This window comes from Acidovorax sp., from assembly GCF_027492855.1.
Classification (GTDB): domain Bacteria; phylum Pseudomonadota; class Gammaproteobacteria; order Burkholderiales; family Burkholderiaceae_C; genus Acidovorax.
In genome coordinates this window covers 18,447-38,638 of record NZ_JAPUDY010000101.1, presented here as the reverse complement: position 1 = coordinate 38,638, position 20,192 = coordinate 18,447, and the positions used below count along the sequence as shown (strand labels likewise).

General features: G+C 61.3%; 15 protein-coding genes and 1 tRNA gene. 1 reads left to right on the top strand and 15 read right to left on the bottom strand.

Features of this window, described 5'->3' with window-relative positions; genetic code table 11:
* Positions 1-50: 50 nt before the first annotated feature.
* The 3 genes from Q0105_RS20385 to Q0105_RS20375 form a co-directional block, all read right to left on the bottom strand.
* Complete coding sequence (locus Q0105_RS20385) at positions 51-272, bottom strand: hypothetical protein (protein WP_298214546.1); 222 nt, start codon at positions 270-272, stop codon at positions 51-53.
* A gap of 398 nt (positions 273-670) precedes the next feature.
* Positions 671-1,762: a hypothetical protein gene (locus Q0105_RS20380; protein WP_298214545.1), complete on the bottom strand. Its 1,092-nt coding sequence runs from the start codon at positions 1,760-1,762 to the stop codon at positions 671-673.
* 7 nt (positions 1,763-1,769) lie between these two features.
* Positions 1,770-4,952, bottom strand: coding sequence for a hypothetical protein (locus Q0105_RS20375; protein WP_298214543.1), 3,183 nt, complete (start codon positions 4,950-4,952; stop codon positions 1,770-1,772).
* 783 nt (positions 4,953-5,735) lie between these two features.
* Here Q0105_RS20375 and Q0105_RS20370 point away from each other — a divergent pair.
* Entirely contained in the window at positions 5,736-6,425 is a 690-nt protein-coding gene (locus tag Q0105_RS20370; RefSeq protein ID WP_298214541.1) for a hypothetical protein, read from the top strand.
* A 254-nt stretch (positions 6,426-6,679) separates the two neighbouring features.
* On the opposite strand, the gene Q0105_RS20365 is transcribed toward Q0105_RS20370, so the two are convergent.
* From Q0105_RS20365 to rplT, 12 genes are all read right to left on the bottom strand, one after another.
* Complete coding sequence (locus tag Q0105_RS20365; RefSeq protein ID WP_298214539.1) at positions 6,680-7,909, bottom strand: site-specific integrase; 1,230 nt, start codon at positions 7,907-7,909, stop codon at positions 6,680-6,682.
* A gap of 190 nt (positions 7,910-8,099) precedes the next feature.
* A complete protein-coding gene (locus tag Q0105_RS20360; protein WP_298214537.1) occupies positions 8,100-11,255 on the bottom strand; it encodes an efflux RND transporter permease subunit in 3,156 nt (1,051 codons plus the stop codon).
* The gene (locus Q0105_RS20355; RefSeq protein ID WP_298214535.1) at positions 11,252-12,892 is read right to left on the bottom strand and encodes an efflux RND transporter periplasmic adaptor subunit; all 1,641 of its coding nucleotides are present in this window, start codon (positions 12,890-12,892) and stop codon (positions 11,252-11,254) included. The genes Q0105_RS20360 and Q0105_RS20355 overlap by 4 nt, the downstream gene beginning before the upstream one ends.
* The gene (locus Q0105_RS20350; protein ID WP_298214533.1) at positions 12,889-14,139 is read right to left on the bottom strand and encodes a TolC family protein; all 1,251 of its coding nucleotides are present in this window, start codon (positions 14,137-14,139) and stop codon (positions 12,889-12,891) included. The genes Q0105_RS20355 and Q0105_RS20350 overlap by 4 nt, the downstream gene beginning before the upstream one ends.
* Positions 14,140-14,257: 118 nt before the next feature.
* The gene (locus tag Q0105_RS20345; protein ID WP_298214531.1) at positions 14,258-14,659 is read right to left on the bottom strand and encodes a hypothetical protein; all 402 of its coding nucleotides are present in this window, start codon (positions 14,657-14,659) and stop codon (positions 14,258-14,260) included.
* Between the two features lie 41 nt (positions 14,660-14,700).
* Entirely contained in the window at positions 14,701-15,012 is a 312-nt protein-coding gene (locus tag Q0105_RS20340; protein WP_298214529.1) for a single-stranded DNA-binding protein, read from the bottom strand.
* 94 nt (positions 15,013-15,106) lie between these two features.
* A tRNA-Pro gene (locus Q0105_RS20335) sits at positions 15,107-15,183 on the bottom strand.
* Positions 15,184-15,213: 30 nt separating this feature from the next.
* Positions 15,214-15,648: a MerR family transcriptional regulator gene (locus tag Q0105_RS20330; RefSeq protein WP_298214527.1), complete on the bottom strand. Its 435-nt coding sequence runs from the start codon at positions 15,646-15,648 to the stop codon at positions 15,214-15,216.
* A 97-nt stretch (positions 15,649-15,745) separates the two neighbouring features.
* Entirely contained in the window at positions 15,746-16,072 is a 327-nt protein-coding gene (locus Q0105_RS20325; RefSeq protein WP_298214524.1) for an integration host factor subunit alpha, read from the bottom strand.
* A gap of 24 nt (positions 16,073-16,096) precedes the next feature.
* Entirely contained in the window at positions 16,097-18,544 is a 2,448-nt protein-coding gene (pheT, locus tag Q0105_RS20320; RefSeq protein ID WP_298214522.1) for a phenylalanine--tRNA ligase subunit beta, read from the bottom strand.
* A 123-nt stretch (positions 18,545-18,667) separates the two neighbouring features.
* Complete coding sequence (gene pheS / locus Q0105_RS20315; protein WP_298214520.1) at positions 18,668-19,720, bottom strand: phenylalanine--tRNA ligase subunit alpha; 1,053 nt, start codon at positions 19,718-19,720, stop codon at positions 18,668-18,670.
* Positions 19,721-19,821: 101 nt separating this feature from the next.
* Positions 19,822-20,181 carry a 50S ribosomal protein L20 gene (rplT, locus tag Q0105_RS20310; protein WP_121420463.1) on the bottom strand — a complete coding sequence of 120 codons (360 nt, stop codon included), beginning with the start codon at positions 20,179-20,181 and terminating at the stop codon, positions 19,822-19,824.
* Positions 20,182-20,192: the final 11 nt, after the last annotated feature.

Sequence of the window (20,192 nt, the reverse complement as noted above, 5' to 3'; positions counted from 1 at the left end):
ATACTTCTTCATGAAACCCCTTGAAGTTTGTCCAACTTCTGGGGGTCAGTTCAAAACCGGGGCGATTCACCTTGGGCCACCTCGAAGCTCAGTGCCTGACGCAAAGCGACTTGAAGGCCTTTCAGTTCGTCGCGGTCGGACTCCAGCAGGAACCCGAGAAAGTTGGTGTGGAAAAGCTCCCTCGCGCCCAGCGACATCGCGAACGTGGCCGAATTGGTGAGTGCGTTGCTGGTCTTGCTGTCGAGAATCTGGCTGTCAAATGGCGAGGTCAAGGGGGCGCTCCTGGTGCAGTTGAACGGGCTGGCTACAGATAGTCTATGAGCCGCAGCCAGGGCCGCTCAACGTCGGCTGTGCTGCACCACGCTCAAGTCCTTCGGCCGCTGCATACCAAATAGCTGACTATCGTGCCGCCCAACGTAGCCGGATCCAGCGACTGCTTGATGGCAGTTAGCGTAAGTTGGCAAAGGGGCCGGGCGACCGGCAGCAACCGCTGCAGAGCCAGCTCCGCGCGCGGCGCCTTCAGGCTGATTTCTGCCGTTCGCGGTTAGCCTGACACCCGCTTCTGCCGTCAGCCAACGATGGTTCCCAACTCGATCCAGCTTGTCGCTCTATCATGCGCATGTTGGCTTCTTGTAATGCCCTTTGCCGTGCATAACGCGGTAACCCGCGCTCATTGCGGCTTCATGTCGTGGGTGAAGACGAAGTAATTGCGACGCTCCGGGTCAATCTTCATGCCAAAGTGCTGTTTGTAGAAGGTTACGTTGGCACTGGTCTTACCACTGACGCGCATCAGCCCTTGAGTCCCCTCCGGCTCGGCGAAAGTGCCATAGGCGGCGCCAATGACTGGGACCCGCAGGCCAACTGCGGCGGCATAGGGGTAGGTCGACGTGAGCTTGCGCCACATCAATTGCTTGAGCGCGGAATAGCCGATATTGAACTGGAGCTTGCGTCGCAGTACGGCAGGGTCGAGACGAAGCCAGGTATTGAATGCCAGGACACCTTCGACTTCCTCGCTCGTCCGCAGCTTGACAACGATCGTTGGGTCCTTAGCGAAGTCCTTTCGGTCCCCCAACGCGCGGCGGAACACACTCAGCAGCGTGTTGGCCTCGTACTCGAACGTACAGCCCCAGACCCAGCATCGGCCAGCCTTGGCGAAGGCTTGGTGGAAAGCGGCCAACTCCGCCTCGTCCATCGTTGGGGCTGCGAAGTCATATTGCGCGCGGCAATCCTTGTCGTCGGGATCGCGCATCAACCCTCTTATCTTCAGCGCCCTCGCCTGTGCCGCTGTGGCGCCGCGAGGCGGCACGGCTAACAGGCGGTCATCGTTGCTGTTGAGCAGGATCGGTCCATTCTCGTAAGAATGCGAAAAGATGCTGAACTCGTGCAACGTACCCGGTTCGTCAGTACCAATCCCGATCCCGGCCTCGTAGACCTGAGTGATCGACATCAGGTCGAATCGGCCATCTTTGAGTACGTGCATAACGCCGTGCGGCGTTGTCTGACCCTTCACCATATCACGTGCAACGTCGACCGGGCGCGCGACCTTCAGCTCTTCCCGCGACTCCCGGGGTTTGCCGTTGCTCCAGGCCACGCGACGGATGGTCCTGGTGCCGCGCGCCATGTCGAAGATGTCGAACCGCAGCGCCTCGCCGCGCGGCGCAGCCTTTGCCAACTGCGCCGCGCGGCGGTCGGCGTAGGTTGGGTATTCGCGGGATGTCGGATGGAAGTAATCCATCCCCGCGCAGAACAAGTAGCGGCGCATCAAACGCCTATCCGACTCCGGGCCACTTCCCGTCGTGGAGGAGAGCGGTGAAGTAGCTTAGTGCGCGCAGAGTGCACGGACCGGGATCGCCGTCGATGGTAAGCGGCCGCCCAACGACCTCGGCGGCTCCGAGTTGATTGAAGCGCGTCTGCACGGCGCGAATGGTGCCGCGCGCCTTGCGCAGCGTCGCGATGGCGTCGCCAGCCTCGGGGATCGCGTAGCCGAGCTTGCGGATGGCTACTAGCACCGCCTGGGCATCAGGCCATTGCGCTAAGTTATATGGAACGCCATCGCAAGTCGCAGTTGATGGCGTGAAGGTGCCGAGCCCGCCGGGCTGCTCGGGCCAGGACGGCAGCTTCTCACTCTCATCGAGCAACACCAGTGAGGTCGGGATCTTGAATTGCCAGGGCTCGCCCTCGGGCGAGCCCTCGTCGGGCGCGTCGAGACTTTCCTTGATCTCGTCGAGAATGTCGACATAGCGTGGGTCCCCGATCGTCGGCGGCTCGCTACCCTGCCACAATCTCCCTGTCGCCAAGAAATAGGCGACATCGCTCTCGTGCGCCGGCTTAACCGGCACTACCACCCGCGCGAAGCCCGCAGCCAGGAACCTGCCGAACAGGGCATCGCCGCCGCTGCTGGCCAGCATCGCCTTCCACTCGGATTGGCGACCCCAGAAATAGGGGTAGAAGATGTAGGTCATCTGCTCCCACTCGAAGCTTTGCTGGAAGTAGCCGACGCGCTCGCCCTGCGCTGCGGCCTTAGCAAAGTCGATTTCCGGCCAGCCGCTGTTGGGATTGTTAGTGATTGCGCCGAGCGTGTCGAAATGCTGCTGCGTCAACAGTTCGATGCAGCTACGCTGCAGTTCCCGGCGCTCGATCGCCCGGCTCTCAGCATCCTGGCTAACCTCGAGGTTGAGCTCGGCTTGGCGCTGCGAGGCAAGGTAGTCGCGATATTCGGACAACCGCAGCTCGTAGGCAGTGCGGATGGCCTTGTAGGTGTCGAGCCGCCACTTTTCCTCGAGGCGGGGCGTCGGAACGGCGACTACGCTGGCCATCACGTTGTAGGCGGAGATGCGGTTAGTTGTGACCGCTACTGGTATCTCGCCCGAAACATCGCCAAGCGACTGCGGTGGCCAAGACGGGGCACCACCTTCCCACTGGGCGTGGCCAACCTGCAGCATTAGCCACCCATTGGGCTGAGCCAGCCATGCCGCCGAGCCAGAGGCTCGAATCGCCACCCACCCCTCAGTAATTTCGATCTTGCTCGGTTGCGTATCGGTGTTGGAGCGCAGGGTCATGTGCATCTCGCGCAGCGGCGGCGGCGGCGCCTCCACCTCAGCGCCGTAGCGCGCGGCAAGGCCGGTGTAGTTGTAACGAGTAATGTCGTTGGGACCGAACGCCAGCGCGTCCGGCGGCGTTACCGCACCCGGGTCGTCCGGACGAAATGTACGGCTGCGCAGGAACACACTAGCTGGCTCGGGAACCATGAACTCGAGCATCATTCGCTTGCCGTAGACGTGCACCCGCGCCCGGTAGACCTTGTCGACCCAGCGATAGATACCGACGATATTCTTTGTCTTCGCCTCTTGGGTGTAGCGATTGGTTTCCTCGACCTGCAGCGTCGTCCTGCGGGTGCGCTCTTCACGTACCTTTTGCTCGACCTTCTCGACCGAGCGGTTGACTGTCTCGCGTGCAAATTTCCGCGACACCTTGCTGCTTTGCTCCTGACTGCTCGAGTCGTTGAAGCGAGTGTTCGCCGATACCGACACCGGGCCGTAGGATGCCGTGATCGTGACGCCGGTCTCGTTGGCGCGCTCCTGCTTGATCGTGTTCTGCGTCTCCTCGGCGAGCTCGAATCGGTCGGTCGACTGCAGGTCTTTCTCGACTGACGCGGATCGCTCGGTCGAGACGAACAAGGTCTCCTCGGTCGACTGCTTGACCGAATGCAGCCGCTCCTTCGACTGCCCGACCAGGACGTTCTCGATGTGTGCGACCTCGCCGGCGTCGTAGCGGAGCAGCGTCTGCTTGACGATCTTGAGATCGCCGACGCCAAGTGCTCGGATACTCGACGGCGCCGACGTGCCGCCAACCAGCACCGGCCCGAGGATCGGCGTCGGCAGCAGAAGCGGTAGCCGCGCGACCTTCGCCGGGTCGAGGCTGCAAGACTTCGAGCGGGCCAGTTCCTGTCCAAGCAGGCGCATTTGCTGAGTCGCCGACGCTATGTCCTGGCTCGAGGCGAGCGCAAACAGCGGCTCGCCCGCGTCTCGCAGGCGCTGGTCGATTCGGGCAATCGTCCTTGGCAGGTCAACCCCGTCGATCGAATTGACCCCGGCCGTGCCGCCGTAGTCGCGGGTAAGCAGCGCCTGGGTCGAGGCCGACACTACAGCGTTCGGAATCGAGGCGAGGTCTCCGGGGAACGTCTTGGTAATGACCGCGTCCGCGGCTACGGGTGGAGCGGGCGCGGCTGGCGCCGGCGGCGGCGCAGCGCTCCAGGTGGTCAGGAAGTTGCGCAGCTCGCCCAGCGCGAGCTCCAGTTGTACAACCTCCTCGACCGCCGAATCCTGCGAGAGACGCGCCGTATCGTCGCCCTTGCCGCGTCCCTCTGCTTTGCAGTCACGACGCAGTTGCTCGACGTCGACTAAGTCGGGGCCAATTCGGATCGACCCCATCAGGAAGCAGGACGGGTGAACGTCTGCGTCGCCCTGTTCGCGCAGCAGGAACAGCAGGGCTGCCGCACGGATTGCCTCTGCCAGGGCCCCATCTTGCTGATCCGGTTTGTCACTGCCCACGCTCTGAGCGATCACACAGGCAACGTAGCGATCCCAGACAGCTGCCGCAGGATTGATCAATTGCGCCTGGATATCGGCGGCTCGCGGTATGAGCGCGACGATGTTGCTAGCGGCCTGCTCTGGCGTCAGCGACCGGTCGCCGAGTAGCCTGGTAACCGCCGTCACCCTGTCGACAAAGGCCTGGTCGATTGGCAAGAATTGCATGCCGGCGGCTGTGCTCATTTCCTTAGCGTAGCTGCCACCCGTGCGCTTTAGCGCCACGAGGGCCTTCTCGAAATCGGTCTGCGGGAACTTGAGGTCCGAGCGATCGATAGTGAAGCGGCGATCTTCAGCTGACCGCCGCTTCTCGGATCGAATATCGAGGAACTTGAACGTATCCGACGAAACAATTGCGTTCACCATCGACCTTCTCCTGTAGTGCATGCCGATGAGTTCGGAGCGACGTGCCACGAACCCAATTGTTCGTTACTTATCAATTCTGAGATGATCTAAGAACCTCGCCGTGATCCTTGTACGTATGAACCCTAACGGACGAAGCCGCCCAGCTTAGGGCGCATCCAGTTTTTGACGGGTACAGCGCTATCAAATTCTTGAAAAGTAATGGCACTGTGTGACAGTCCTAACGGATCAAACCTTCGTGGTTAACCCGATGAGCGCCAGTGCGCCATTGATTGGAGGCAAGCAGCCGCCCTGATGGGTTGCCTCCTGACAGGCAGAGGCTGTCGAATCCGTTTCAGCAAATGTCCGCAGTCGCTGGCGAATGGTAACTCGGTTAGTCAGCGCGAATGCCCGCGGAGGGGCGGCAGCAGATGGACGCAGGCGCGAGCAGTCGTTCGAATGCGTCCACCGCCTTCCCCGCGGTTCATGGCAGCAGCGCTACCGGCACCGGTCAGTGGGGCGCCTGAGAACGAGCCACGACGAACTACAGCAACCCAGTCGCAACCGAGCGAAGGCACAGCTGCGGTATAGGATCGAAACCGCTGTACCGCTAGGCCATCTTTTACCGCGTAACTCGCCGAGCCGCGCTCGGGAACACCCTATCCGCAGAAATGATTAAGGGCATAGTCCGGGTGCTTCAGCACGACTGATAATTCGCCAGTCGGTCCGAGGTCGATTTGTGGTCGCCGCGCGCATGGCGACTCGATCACTAGACCATTCGCCTTGTGTTGCAAACTGGAGATGGATATGCAAGATCCGAATCGGCCGGAGATCGACCAGCAGACGCTCAAGCTGATGGTTGGAGTTGTCGCCACGACACTCGGAACCTTAACGAACGCGTTCTCGACAAGGGCTCTAGACTCCATTAGCGCTTCCTACTGGGAAGGCGGCTGGGCTCAAACAATCTTTCTGGGCTTTTTGTTCGCGATCGCGGCATTCCTCGTCGCGTACAACGGCTACAGCAAGGGCGAGATGATCCTCGCTAAGGTCGCTGCCTTGGCCGCAGTATGCGTCGCGCTGTTCCCTTGCAACTGCGTTGTGAGCCAGGATTTGAAAGCCTGCGCCCGAGAAGTCGGTGACGTGCCCCTAGTCCACGGAGGGGCAGCGGGCGTCCTTTTTATCATTCTCATCGCCTTTTGCTTGATCTTTTACACGCGCGCTGGCGACAAAAAGCAACGGCTCCAATATCCGGAGGCGCAGCGTCGCCAGTGGGTCTATCTCGCGTGTGCCGTCGTCATTGCGGTCGCGTCGCTTGCGATGGGTCTGAACTACCTCTTGGCACTCGAAATCAGGCGCCTTGTCTGGTACGGAGAGACGGCCGGCCTGATCGCCTTCGGCATCTCCTGGCTTACGGCAAGCCGCTACCTTCCTTACTTGGCCAACCCTGCTGAGAGGCCTCTCGCTAAGGCAGGGAAGGTCACGGCACGAACTGTCTAATCGTCGGCTGATGTCGCAGCGGTGGCTGAATTGGTGCTGGCCGCTACTTGTTGACGCTGAGAGCCGCTTGCGGATCGAGAAACCGTGGCAAGCCTTCAATCAACCGATTCAGAGTCGGCCAGCGACAGAATTGGTGTCACTGTGATTGACTCCTTCCGCTGCAAAGCCGCTGTCGGCGCCGACGGTCATCACCGCACTTGGTCAAGCAACACGAGAATGATGGCCAATCAAAACCGGCATACGCAGCAACGCCACTATGGGGCAAGTTCTTCGAATCTCTTTGCCAAATCTGACGCTTTCGGGTGGTAGTAGCGCAGAAGCATCTTGGAGCTTTTGTGCCCCGTGATTTTCGCCAACTCGTGCATGGCGAAGATCTTTGCTAAACGCGTTGTTGCTTCATGACGGAGGTCATGGAATCGTAGCCCTACTAAAAACGTCTCATCCGGCGGGCGACTGGCGGCAATGCATTCCTGGACATAGACCTCACGCGCACGCTTTAGCGCACGCCGAAACGCGCGCGTGATGGCATCGGGAGTTAACGGAAACACCCTCTCCTCGTCCAACACGTCCGATCGCAAGCTACGAAGGATGTCAAGTGCTCTGGGTGACAGCGGGACATCGCGTGCTGTACCGTTTTTTGTTTTCGGCAGGCGTGCCACCCTCGTTCTCATTTGCACATTCGCCCACCGTAGCGATGCCAGCTCACTACGACGCATGGCAGTTTCCAGGGCAAAGTCTATTGCTCGGGGAAGCATCTTTGAGTCAGTATTTACAGCCAAAAGGTCGACTTCCCCCATGATGTTGGCGCGATCGGTGGGGTCTTCAACATCATCTTCCGATTCTTCCAGTTCTTCCAGTTCTTCCGCGTACTCGTCCTCGCAAGCAGCCCTGTCTTTTACGGTCCGCTCCCGCGCGTTGTCAACTTTCGGCTTGGTGACGGTGGACAAAGGATTGTTGAGACCTTCATAGTTCCAGTCGTTCCGGGCGACAGTGAAAACATGGGAAATCACTGCGAGCCGGCGCGTGACCGAACTGGGCTTGTCACCCTGCTTGAGCCAAAGATCGCGCAGCAACGAAAAATCGCTGCTTCGGCAGTTGGCCAGAGCCTTTTTCGCGACCCCCTGCGCCAACCAATGTCGAATGAAAGACATCTCCTTCTCAGGATATGCCTTGCTCGGAATCACAGCTGTCGCGTACCTGATCAAGGCTTGCTCTAGGGTAGTTGTCGAAGCCTCTTTCGTGTTGACGAACCGACCGTCCTCCATTGCGCTCTCAACACTATTCATCCACCTTTTTGCTTTTTCCTTAGTGCTGAAGGTCTCAGTCTGGGGAGGGAAGCCCTTGTGCCGTACCTGAACCTTGTACGAGGTGCCTGTCTTTCCGACTCTCTTTGTAATCGTACCCATGTAACTCCGAATCCGTGAAAGTGCCAAATTTGTGCCATTTTCAGGAAATTCTTCGATTTCTCCTAGGAAAAACGACATATGTCGTCGCATTCGTAATGAGAAGGTCGGGTGTTCGATTCATCTCTCCGGCACCAAAAAATGGGGTTTCCCCTATAAAAACCGCCCCTCGGGGCGGTTTTTTATTGCCCGCTCAGTTTTTGGGTTTGCGAGCCCCCCCGCCCACCAGACCCACTACATGACGAAGCGGCACGCACATTTGACGTCATCCTCACATTGATGAAGTAATCCGGAGCGCCGCGCCACCCTTGCGGGTACGGCGCATGAGCAGGTAGGCGGCGGGGACGACGAACATGGACAGCAAGGGCGCGGTGATCATTCCGCCAACCATCGGCGCAGCAATGCGCTGCATCACCTCCGATCCTGTACCCGCTCCCCACATGATGGGCAGCAAGCCCGCCAGGATCACGGCTACCGTCATGGCCTTGGGCCGCACCCGAAGCACTGCGCCCTCGCGAATGGCGTCCAGCAGGTCTGCAGGTGCTGTCCGTTGCTGGTCGATACGGCTCTGCCAGGCATGTTTGAGGTACAGCAGCATGATCACGCCGAACTCTGCAGACACCCCGGCCAGCGCGATGAAACCCACCGCGCCAGCGACGGAAAGGTTGTAGTCCAGCAGATAGAGCAGCCAAATACCTCCCACCAGGGCGAACGGCAGCGTGGCCATGATGAGCAGCGCTTCCCCGATGCTGCGGAACGTCAGGTACAGCAGCACGAAGATGATCAGCAGCGTGAACGGCAGCACCACTTTGAGTTTTGCGGTGGCACGCTCCAGAAACTCGAACTGGCCGGACCAGGAAACCGAGTAGCCCGAGGGCAACTGAATCTCCTGCGCCACCGCCTTTTGCATGTCCTGCACGGCCGAGCGCAGGTCCCTGCCACGAATGTCCACATAGACCCAGCCCGAGAGCCTGGCGTTTTCGCTTCGGAGCATGGGTGGCCCGTCAGAGATGCGCACATCCGCCACATCGGACAACAGCAGACGAGCGCCTTGGGGGCTGACGATGGGCAGGCTGCGCAGCTTTTGCAAAGAGTCACGTGTTTCTCGGGGGTAGCGGACGTTGATGGGGAAACGTTGCAGCCCTTCGACTGTCTCGCCGATGTTCTCTCCCCCTACGGCCGAGGCGATCACCGACTGCACATCGGCAATGTTCAGCCCAAACCGGGCGGCGGCATCACGGCGGATGTTCACGTCTACATAACGCCCGCCCGTGAGCCGTTCTGCCAAGGCACTGGAGACGCCTGGCACGTCCTTGAGCACCTTTTCGATCTGCGTTGTGATGCGGTCGATTTCCACAAGGTCTGTTCCAGCGACCTTGACCCCCACCGGACTCTTGATGCCGGTGGCCAGCATGTCGATGCGATTGCGGATCGGCGGCACCCAGATGTTGGCCAGGCCGGGTACCTTGACGATGCGGTCGAGTTCTTCCACCAGCTTGTCCTGCGTCATGCCTTCTCGCCACTGCTCGCGCGGCTTGAACTGGATCGTGGTCTCGAACATTTCCATCGGCGCCGGGTCGGTGGCCGTCTCGGCACGGCCAGCCTTGCCATAGACGCTCGCCACTTCAGGCACCGTTTTGATCAGGCGATCGGTCTGTTGCAAAAGCTGCGCTGCTTTGCCTGCCGACAGGCCCGGCAAGGCCGTGGGCATGTACAACACATCCCCCTCATCAAGCCTTGGCATGAACTCGCCTCCAATGTGTTGCAGCGGCCACAGGCTGACGACCAGGACGGCGGCGGCAATCGCCAGCGTAAGCTTGGGCGCCCGCAGCACGCCATTGAGCAGGGGCTGGTACACCGCGATCAGAAGGCGATTGAGCGGGTTGGCCTTCTCGTCGGGTATGCGCCCTCGGATCAGGTAACCCATCAGCACCGGGATCAACGTCACCGACAGGCCCGCCGCGGCGGCCATGGCATAGGTCTTGGTGAACGCCAAGGGGGCAAACAGCCTGCCCTCTTGCGCCTCCAGCGTGAAAACGGGGATGAAAGACAGCGTGATGATCAACAGGGAGAAGAACAAGGCGGGGCCCACTTCGGCTGCCGAGTCGCCGATCACGCGCCAGCGCTCCTCGCCCTCCAGCTTCCGGTCTGGATGCGTATGCGTCCAGTGTTCCAGGTGCTTGTGGGCGTTTTCGATCATGACCACGGCGGCATCAACCATAGCGCCGATGGCGATGGCGATACCACCCAGCGACATGATGTTGGTATTGACTCCCTGGTAGTGCATGACGATGAATGCGGCCAGGATCCCGAGGGGCAGCGAGATAATGGCCACGAAAGCCGAGCGCAGGTGGAACAGGAAAACCAGGCACACGGCTGCAACCACCAGGAACTCCTCAAGCAGCTTGAACGAGAGGTTCTTCACGGCGCGCTCGATCAGGCTGGAGCGGTCGTATACCGGCACGATTTCCACGCCTTTGGGGAGGCTGGCTTCCAGAGACTTGAGCTTGGTCTTGACCGCCGCTATGGTCTCCAACGCGTTCTTGCCCGATCGCATGACGATGATGCCGCCCGTGGCTTCGCCTTCACCGTCGAGCTCGCCAATGCCACGGCGCATCTCCGGGCCCAGTTGAATGCGTGCCACGTCGCCCAGCCGCACCGAGACACCCGCCGGTGTGGTCACGAGCGGGATCTGCCGAAAGTCCTCCAGTGACTGTAGGTAGCCCGACGCGCGCACCATGTACTCCGCCTCCCCCAGCTCCAACACCGAGCCGCCGGTTTCCTGGTTCGCCCTTTGCACAGCTTCGGTGATGCGCGTGTGGGGGATGGCGTAGGCGGCCAGCTTGTCGGGGTCCAGCACGATCTGGTACTGGCGCACCATGCCGCCCACGGAAGCGACTTCAGCAACGTTGGGCACGGTCTTGAGCTCGTACTTCAGAAACCAGTCCTGCAGGGCCCGCAGTTGGCCCGAGTCCATGGTGCCGGTGCGATCGATCAGGGAATACTGGTATATCCAACCCACTCCAGTGGCATCGGGCCCGAGCGAAGCCTTGGCCGCAGCCGGTAGCCTAGACTGCACCTGGTTAAGGTATTCCAGCACGCGCGAGCGCGCCCAATAAGGGTCTGTGCCATCCTCGAACAGCACATAGACGAACGAGTCCCCAAAAAACGAATAGCCGCGCACGGTCTTCGCCCCCGGTACAGACAGCATCGTCGTGGTCAGCGGATAGGTGACCTGGTTCTCGACGATGCGCGGCGCCTGGCCCGGGTAGGTGGTGCGCAGGATGACCTGCACGTCCGACAGATCGGGCAATGCGTCCAGCGGCGTCCGGAGCAAGGCATAAACGCCCCACGCGCCCAGGATCAACGTGGCCAGAAGTACCAGGAAACGGTTGACGATGGACCAGCGGATCAGCCGGGCGATCATTTCTTGGCTCCTGGGGCTGGTGTCGGTAGCGGTGACACCCGCGTGAGTTGGGGCAACCCGTCCTTGTCCATGAAAAATTCGATCGTGACGTGATCGCCTTTCTCCAGATGGCGCGGCAGCGCGTTCGGTGGCGGCGGTTTGAACTCCATGGTCATCGGCCCCCACTGGATGGACGGGATGGGGCCGTGCGACAGCAGGATGGAGTCCTTGTCGATGGACACGATCTGTGCTTCGCCCTCATGGCGCGAAGCTGCAGCGCTGACGCCCGGTGCTGGCGTTTCATTCAGGCGCGCTTCCACCCCCTTGAGGCTGGCCTCGGAGTCGATCAGGAACTGCGAGGAGACCACAACACGCTGGCCGGCCTGCAGGCCACTCTTGACCTCAGTCTGGCCGCCGAACTCGACACCGGATCGAACCTCCACCGGCTTGAATTTGCCGTTGTCTTCGGCAACCAGCACCACTGTGCGTTTGCCGGTTTGGATGACGGCTTCGGTCGGAACCAACAGCGCGCGATCTCCCTGCGCGTCCATGAACTGCATCGAGACGAACATGCCGGGGACCAGCCGCAAGCCGGGGTTGGCCAGCTCCAGGCGCGCCTTGAGGGTGCGCGTACCTGCATTGACTTCGGGCAGGATGGCCTGGATCCGTCCTTCGAATGTAACGCCGGGTGCTGCAGGGCTTTGCGCACGCGCCATCGCACCTGGCCGCACCAGCGCTGCCTGGCTCTCGGGAACCTCGGCATTGGCCCATACGGAAGACAGCCCGTTGATGCGAAAAAGCAGCGCCCCCGCCATGACGGTCATCCCCTCGCGGGCCGACAGTTCAGTCACCACTCCGGCAATGGGCGAGAAGACCGTGGTACGCGCTTGTGTCTTGCCGGTGCGCTCCACCAGCGCGATCTGCGCGTCGTTCATGCCAACCAGCCGCATGCGCTGACGCGCACCATCGACGAGACCTGCGAGATCGTTCCCCTGCATGCGCTGGAGGGACAAAAACTCCTCCTGCGCCGCAACCCATTCGGGCACAAAGAGCTCAACCAGCGGCTGGCCCTTGGCAACCCGATCCAGTGTGGCGCGCACGTGCAGCCGTTCCACATAACCGGTGGCACGGGCCTGGATCGTGGCCTGATCGCGCTCGTTGAAGGCAATGCTGCCAACAGCATTCACCTGTGGTGCCAACTGGCCTTCGGCAACGACGGCGGTTCGCACGCCCAGGTTTTGTTGGACACGTGGGCTCACGCTCACCTTGCCCTGATCGGCATCGCCATCCGCATAGACGGGGACCAGCATCATGTCCATGAAGGGGGATTTCGCGGGCTTGTCGAACTTGTTGCCCGGCACCATGGGGTCGTGGTAGTACAGAATCCTGCGTCCATTGGCCGGGTCCGTCTGTCCGGCCTGGATGCCCGCTGCCATATGGCGCCGGGTGGCGTCCTCGCCTTCAGCAATGCTCTGGGGCACGGCCCCTGGTGCCACGAGCGCAGCGGCTTGCGTGGTGGTATTGCTTGGCGTGGAAACATTTGCGCCGGGGGCGGCCATGCCGACGCCGCGCCGCATTCCCATTTCAAAGGCGGCATAGCCGCCAGCGGCAACCGTCAGCACCAGGACGACGGCCAAGAGGATGTGGGTTTTTCTCATGATTTCTCCTGGGCTGGCGTGGCAAGGTTGTCGCTGGGGGAAAGAAAGTTCAGTTGGGCCCAGCTCCTGGCTGTTTCCATCTCGACAAAGAGCGCCTGCATGCGAGCGTCGATCTCATCGCGGCGTGCAGTCAGGGCAGCGACAAGGTCTACCTTGCCTGTGCGATATCCCGTCAGCGCTGCTTGTGAGCGCTGTTTAGCCAAAGGAATCAGCTCGCCCTGATGGCGAACGACCCGGCTCTTGCCGGTTTGCCAGTCATTGAGCAGGCTGCGCACCTCGGCTTCATGGCTTCGCAGCATGTCCTCGTACTTGGCGCGTGCTTCGTCCACCATGGACAGCTTGGCCGCGAGTTCACGGTCCTGCCGGTTGGCCCGGTCCCATTGCAAGGGAATCGAAACGCCGACGGAGAGCATGTTCGAGTACGCAGAGCCGCGCTGGCCGTACATCACCTCGACGCTCCAGTCGGATTTTTTGTTGGCCTCAGCCAGCCGCGAGTCGGCCTGGGCGGCATCCACCTGCGCCTTGAGCACCAGCAGATCGGGATGGAGCAGGATGTGCTCCTGCAGCCGACCCTCTTCAAGCGGGCTCGCCTGCCAGGCTGGGGCATCGGCGGCCGGCCGCTCGGCGTCCGGGCCTATCCATCGGGCGAGAGTCAAGGCAGCGTTTTGTTGCTGCTTGTTCACCGTGCTCAAGCGGTCTTCCAGCAGGACAAGGGCAGACCGCGCTGCAAACACGTCGGCCTGGCTGCTTCGCCCAATGGCAAAACCAGACTCGACCGACTGGACCTGGACCTTGGTCTCCTCGATCTGTCGCAGCACCAAGTCCCGCATCTGCTGGGTGTAGTAACGCTCGATCCATGCGAGAGCAGTGTCCCGCCGGAGGTTGGCCAGGCTCATCTGGCCTTGGGCGACAAAAAGATCGGCTTCGCGCTCGAAGCGCTCAGTGCGCAGTTGGCGCTTTTGCGCGCCGGGTAACTCCTGCGCCACACCAATGCGCCGCATGGTCATGAAGTCGCGCGACAAGCTCAGCCGGTCCGGCCCGTTCAGCGGGAGGTTGTCCACACCGAGCTTGAGAATGGGGTCTGGCAATTGGCCCGCCGCAACGGCCATGTTCCGCGACGCGGCCGCCGCGGCCCGGTTGGCCACGAGTTGTTGCGACCGCACGGCAGCCAGGGCCAGCGCTTCGCTCAGGGTCAGGGGTTCATCGGATGTGCCGGCCCAGGCGGGCACGATCAAGGCTGCCGCCATGGCAGCAGCGACCCACCAGCGGGCCAAAGGCAAACAAGACATGTCATCTCCAGACAACGAAGAACAAGCTGCCGGGGCACTCGAAGTGCCTCAGGCAACGCTCAGACGGTCTGGGATGTCAAATGCGAAAGCAGCAGTGCTGCACGGCCAAAGGCGGGGCTGTGGAGCGCATCAAGAGCGGCGACTGAACAGGCGCTTTCTCGGATACGGCTGGTGCAATGAAGGGCGTGTAGGCGATGTCCGCCAGGGCTGCGGATGCCAGCGCAGGCAGTTCGTACTTGTCTGCGGTTTGTTGGTTTGCCTGGCAGTGGGCTTGGCACAGATGGGGCTGCTCGCCGTCCATGCGCAGCGACATGGTTTCGGCGCAAGGCATTCCCGCCTCGGCCATGGCCGCCCTATCAGCAATCCAGGAAGATTGCGCGCCCGGGCAGGCATAGCTTGCCACCGCCAGCTGCATGAACAGCAGACTGATCAGTGCGAGACACACTGTGATCAGGCGGAGGCGGCGGTTGTGGACCATAGGACAATGAGTGTATGTGGAGTCCTTGGTCACAAGGAAGTTCAACGCCCGTGTTCAACATCGGGCACACCAATCACCCGGTGCGCCACCATGTCCAGCGCAGGCCGGGCATTGCCTTGTTTGTCGGTCCAGACACGGGGGGTGAGGCTGCCTGACAAGGCCACAGAATCGCCCTCCCGAAAGCCCTGCATGGCGGTACACACCTGCGCGTCGAACGCAATCACGTTGACGAACAACAGCTCCCCATCTGCCGTTGTGGCCCGCACCTTGGCCAGCGTGAACGTCTTGCCCGCCTTGTCGGAGCGCTGCTCGGTGTCTCCATAGAGCCTTCCGGCCACCAGTCCATCGATCATGAAGATCCTTGTTGGCCCACTGTGGGCGCTTTGCTTTCGAAAGACGAAAAGCAAAAAAGCCCAGAACCTTTCGATTCTGGGCTTTTGCTATCAATGGTCGGCGTGGCGGGATTCGAACTCGCGACCCCTTGCACCCCATGCAAGTGCGCTACCAGGCTGCGCTACACGCCGACAAGACTTAGATTATATGCAGAAAAAACCTCAGTTCGGAGAAAGCAGCGCGCGAATCTCAAATAATTCTTTGCGTACTGCGTTGGAGTCCAGTGCGAAGCCTGTTGCAGCAATCGACAGATCACGCGCGCTATCCACCAACATGCTTGGCAACTCGTTCTCGAAAGACTCGGTCGAGGCATTTTCCTCAGACTCGCCGCGCGCGGAATGCGCCAGCTCCTGAAGGCGGTTACGGGCTCCGCTGATGGTGAAGCCCTGGTCGTACAGCAAATCCCGGATGCGGCGGATCATGAGCACTTCATGGTGCTGGTAATAGCGCCGGTTGCCTCGCCGCTTCATGGGGCGCAACTGCGTGAACTCCTGCTCCCAATACCGCAGCACGTGGGGCTTGACGCCGCACAACTCCGCCACCTCACCAATCGTGAAGTATCGCTTGGCAGGGATGGAAGGAAGGGTGGTGCCCATGGAATGCAGATTCAAACCGGAAAGCCGACAAGCGTACTGCAGACACGCAGATCTCGCCAGCCATCCATTTCATCTTGGCAACAAAATCGACAAAAGTTCACACAACAGCCGCTGTCTGGATCTGCTCCTTGAGCTTGCTGCTGGCATGAAAGGTCACCACACGGCGCGCCTTGATCGGAATCGCCTCGCCTGTGCGCGGATTGCGCCCAGGGCGTGGTGCCTTGGTGCGGATCTGGAAGTTGCCAAAGCCTGAGAGTTTGATGTCCTTGCCCTCCACCAGGCTTTGGGCAATCAGGTCGAAGAACGCGTCAATCATGTCCTTGGACTCGCGCTTGTTCAACCCGATCTGATCAAACAACAAGTCCGCCAGTTGGGCCTTGGTCAGCGCCGGTGTCTCCAGGCTTTCAACGGCAAATTCAATCATGGCATCACCCCCCTTTGAACATCATCAAACACGCAGCTTTGCACCCGTGCGCTCTGCCAACTGCGCCACCACAGCCTGCACGGTGGCCTCGATCTCGGCCTCCGTCAACGTGGCTTCGTCACGGCCCAAAATCAGCCGCACAGTCAGGCCTTTTTTACCTTGCGCCAAGCCGCCCGCAGGGGCTTCCTCCCCTGCACGCAGGGCCTTGGGGCGGTACACGTCGAACAGCACGGCCGAGCGCAGCATGGCGCCGGGAACGGCCTGCTGCACCGCCGCCATGATGTCGGCATGCGTTACGCGCTCTGCCACCACCACGGCCAGGTCGCGCTCCACGGCCTGGTGTTTGGCCACGGGCTTGAACTGCGGCACCACACGCTGCAGCACGGCGTCCAGCTCCAGCTCGAACATCACGGGGGCCTGGGGCAGATCCCAGGACTGGCGCCACTGCGGGTGCAACTCGCCCACGAAACCGATGGCACGGCCTTGCACCAGCACGCGGGCGCAGCGGCCAGGGTGCATGGCGGGATGGGTGGCGGGCTCGAAGCTCGCCTGCAACGGAGCCAGCAACGCTTCCACATCGCCCTTCACATCGAAGAAGTCGATGGACTGCTCCTTGCGGCCCCACTGCAGCATGTCGCCCGGGCCATAGGCGATACCGGCAACCCGCATGGGCTGATGAAAACCTTCCACCGTCGTGTCAGTGTTGCGCACGGTTGCATCGCGCAGGAACACGCGGCCCAGTTCGAACACACGCACGCGCTCGGCCTTGCGGTCCAGGTTGAACTTCAAAACTTGTAGCAAAGAACCCAACAGCGTCGAGCGCATGACGCTCATCTGGCTGGCAATTGGGTTGAGCAGCTTGATGGGCTGGGCGTTGCCCGCCAGTTCCTGCTCCCAGCGATCTTCCACAAAGCTGAAATTGATGGTTTCCTGGTAACCCAGCCCGGCAAGGGCGCGGCGCGCGGCAAACGGGCTGCGCGTGGCCTCCAGCGCCAGCTTGGGCGTGATGGGGGCCAGGGGTGGTGTGGTGGGCAGGTTGTTGTAGCCCACCATGCGCGCGACTTCTTCGATCAGATCTTCCTCGATCGCGATGTCAAAACGGTAGGCCGGTGGCGTCACGGTGAGCGTGCCTTCGCCCTGCACCACGGGCAGGCCCAGGCGCTGCAGAGCGCCCGCACACTGCTCTTGCGTGAGCGGCATGCCGATGACCTTGGCGGCGCGCGCCACGCGCAGCGTGACAGGCTGTGGCACCGGCAGGTTGACCGACTGGTCGTCCATGGGGCCACACGCGGTATCAGGCGTGCCGCAGATGTCGATGACCAACTGGGTGATGCGCTCGATGTGCTCCACCGTGAGGCTCGGGTCCACACCGCGCTCGAAGCGGTGGCCCGCATCGGTCGAGAAATTGAAGCGGCGCGAGCGCCCTGCCACCGCCTTGGGCCACCAGAAAGCGGCCTCGATGTAGATGTGCTTCGTGTCGTCAGACACCGCCGTCGCATCACCACCCATGATGCCGGCCAGCGATTCGACCTGGTTGTCGTCAGCGATCACTCCCACCTTGTCATCCACGGTGATGGTGTTGCCATTGAGCAGCTTGAGCTGCTCGCCCGGTTGGCCCCAGCGGACATGAAGGCCGCCGTGGATCTTGTCCAGGTCAAAAATATGCGAGGGACGGCCGAACTCGAACATCACATAGTTCGAAATATCCACCAGCGGCGACACGCCGCGCTGGCCACAGCGCGCCAGGCGGTCCAGCATCCACTGCGGCGTGGTCGTGCGGGTGTTCACATTGCGCACGATGCGGCCAGAAAAGCGGCCACACAGGTCCGGAGCGCTCACCTTCACGGGCAGCTTGTCGGCCAGTTGGGCGCCCACGGCGGGGAACGTGGGCTGCTTCAGCGGCGCGCCCGTCAGGGCCGACACTTCGCGGGCAATGCCATACACGCTCAGGCAATGCGCCAGATTGGGCGTGAGCTTCAGGGTGAACAGCGTGTCGTCCAGGTTCAGGTGCTCGCGGATGTCCTGGCCCACGGGGGCCGAGGCGTCCAGCTCCAGCAGGCCGCCATGGTCTTCCGACAGCTTGAGCTCGCGCGCCGAGCACAGCATGCCCTGGCTTTCCACGCCGCGCAGCTTGCCCACCTTGATGAGAAAAGGCTTGCCATCGTCGCCGGGCGGCAGCTCGGCGCCCACCATGGCGCAGGGCACCTTGATGCCCACGCGGGCATTGGGTGCGCCGCACACGATGTTGAGCAAGGCACCCTGCCCTACGTCCACCTGGCACACGCGCAGGCGGTCGGCGTCGGGGTGCTGCACGGCCTCCTTGATCTCGCCCACCACGATCTTGGTGAAAGGCGGTGCCACGGGGCGCAGTTCTTCGACCTCCAGGCCTGCCATCGTCAGGGTGTCGGCCAGTTCTTGGGTGCTCAGGGGTGGGTTGCAGAATTCGCGCAACCAGGACTCGGGAAATTGCATAGTGAAGACTCTTTAGCGTTTGCTCTTAAAAAGAGAGCTGCTTGCGCTTGTCAATGCTTGATTTGAATATCAAAAAGCATTGAAATGGAATGAATACAAGCGCTGGCAGCTCACCTTTTTGCGTTACTGGAACTGCGACAGAAAGCGGATGTCGCCGTCAAAGAACAGGCGCAGGTCATTCACGCCATAGCGCAACATGGTCAGGCGGTCAGGCCCCATGCCAAAGGCAAAGCCGATGTACTTCTCGGGGTCCAGCCCCATGTTGCGCACCACGTTCGGGTGCACCTGGCCCGAACCGGCCACCTCCAGCCAGCGGCCAGCCAGTGGGCCGGTCTGGAACTGGATGTCGATCTCGGCACTGGGCTCGGTGAACGGGAAGAAGCTGGGGCGAAAGCGCAGCACCAGGTCGTCGCTTTCGAAGAAAGTGCGGCAGAAAGCCGTGAAGATGACCTTGAGGTCCTTGAAACTCACGTTCTCGCCCACCCACAGGCCTTCGCACTGGTGGAACATGGGCGAGTGTGTGGCGTCGCTGTCCACACGGTAGGTGCGGCCAGGGGCGATCACACGGATCTCGGGCATGGGCTGGCCCGCGTCGAGCAGCGTTCGGTGCTGCTTGACATGCTGCACCGCATGGCGGATCTGCATGGGGCTGGTGTGTGTGCGCAGCAGGTTGGGGGCGGTGGCAGTGCCGCCCTCCACGTAAAACGTGTCGTGCATGGAACGCGCGGGATGGTCTTCAGGCGTGTTCAGCGCGGTGAAATTGAACCAGTCGGTCTCGATCTCGGGGCCTTCGGCCACGTCAAAGCCCATGGAACCAAAGATGCCCTGAATGCGTTCGAGCGTGAGCGATACGGGGTGTAACCCGCCTTGGCCGCGTTGGCGCCCCGGCAAGCTCACGTCCAGGGCTTCGGCCTTGAGCTGTACTTGCAGCTCCGCATCGGCCAGCGCCTGGCGGCGCGCGGTCAAGGCGGCTTCGATGGCCTGCTTGGCAACGTTGATGGCAGCGCCGCGGGACTTTTTTTCCTCGACGGGAAGCTGCGCCATGCCCTTCATGAGCTCGGTCACACGGCCCGACTTGCCCAGAAACTGTGCCTTGGCGTTTTCCAGATCAGCGGGGGTGGCGCTTTGCGCAAACAGCTCTTTCGCGCTTTCGACCAGGGAATCCAACTCGTTCATATCGACTCTTGAAAATAAACAAGGGCTAGTGCCTTTTCAAGCCCTAGCCCTTGCTGTTATTGCGCAAGCAGCTATCAAGAAGATAGCTGCCCATCGTGAACTCAAGCAGCCAGCTTGGCCTTGACTTGGTTAACGATGCTGCCAAAGGCAGCCTTGTCGTGCACTGCGAGGTCGGCCAGCATCTTGCGGTCGATCTCGATGGAAGCCTTCTTCAGGCCGTTGGCGAACTGGCTGTAGGTCAGGCCCAGTTCACGGGCAGCGGCGTTGATACGGGCGATCCACAACTGGCGGAACACGCGCTTCTTGGTGCGGCGGTCACGGTAGGCATATTGCCCAGCCTTCATCACCGCCTGTTTGGCGATGCGATAGACATTACCGCGGCGACCACGGAAACCCTTGGCAAGGGCGAGAACTTTCTTGTGACGGGCACGGGCCGTTACACCACGTTTGACGCGAGGCATGTATGTACTCC

Coding starts and splice junctions, on each gene's coding strand:
- Q0105_RS20380 (WP_298214545.1), bottom strand. CDS start 1,762: ATGCGCCGCTACTTGTTCTGCGCGGGGATGGATTACTTCCATCCGACA.
- Q0105_RS20360 (WP_298214537.1), bottom strand. CDS start 11,255: ATGATCGCCCGGCTGATCCGCTGGTCCATCGTCAACCGTTTCCTGGTA.
- Q0105_RS20330 (WP_298214527.1), bottom strand. CDS start 15,648: ATGGGCACCACCCTTCCTTCCATCCCTGCCAAGCGATACTTCACGATT.
- Q0105_RS20325 (WP_298214524.1), bottom strand. CDS start 16,072: ATGATTGAATTTGCCGTTGAAAGCCTGGAGACACCGGCGCTGACCAAG.
- pheT (WP_298214522.1), bottom strand. CDS start 18,544: ATGCAATTTCCCGAGTCCTGGTTGCGCGAATTCTGCAACCCACCCCTG.
- Q0105_RS20340 (WP_298214529.1), bottom strand. CDS start 15,012: ATGATCGATGGACTGGTGGCCGGAAGGCTCTATGGAGACACCGAGCAG.
- Q0105_RS20365 (WP_298214539.1), bottom strand. CDS start 7,909: ATGTCGTTTTTCCTAGGAGAAATCGAAGAATTTCCTGAAAATGGCACA.
- Q0105_RS20370 (WP_298214541.1), top strand. CDS start 5,736: ATGCAAGATCCGAATCGGCCGGAGATCGACCAGCAGACGCTCAAGCTG.
- Q0105_RS20375 (WP_298214543.1), bottom strand. CDS start 4,952: ATGGTGAACGCAATTGTTTCGTCGGATACGTTCAAGTTCCTCGATATT.
- Q0105_RS20355 (WP_298214535.1), bottom strand. CDS start 12,892: ATGAGAAAAACCCACATCCTCTTGGCCGTCGTCCTGGTGCTGACGGTT.
- rplT (WP_121420463.1), bottom strand. CDS start 20,181: ATGCCTCGCGTCAAACGTGGTGTAACGGCCCGTGCCCGTCACAAGAAA.
- Q0105_RS20350 (WP_298214533.1), bottom strand. CDS start 14,139: ATGGCGGCAGCCTTGATCGTGCCCGCCTGGGCCGGCACATCCGATGAA.
- Q0105_RS20345 (WP_298214531.1), bottom strand. CDS start 14,659: ATGGTCCACAACCGCCGCCTCCGCCTGATCACAGTGTGTCTCGCACTG.
- pheS (WP_298214520.1), bottom strand. CDS start 19,720: ATGAACGAGTTGGATTCCCTGGTCGAAAGCGCGAAAGAGCTGTTTGCG.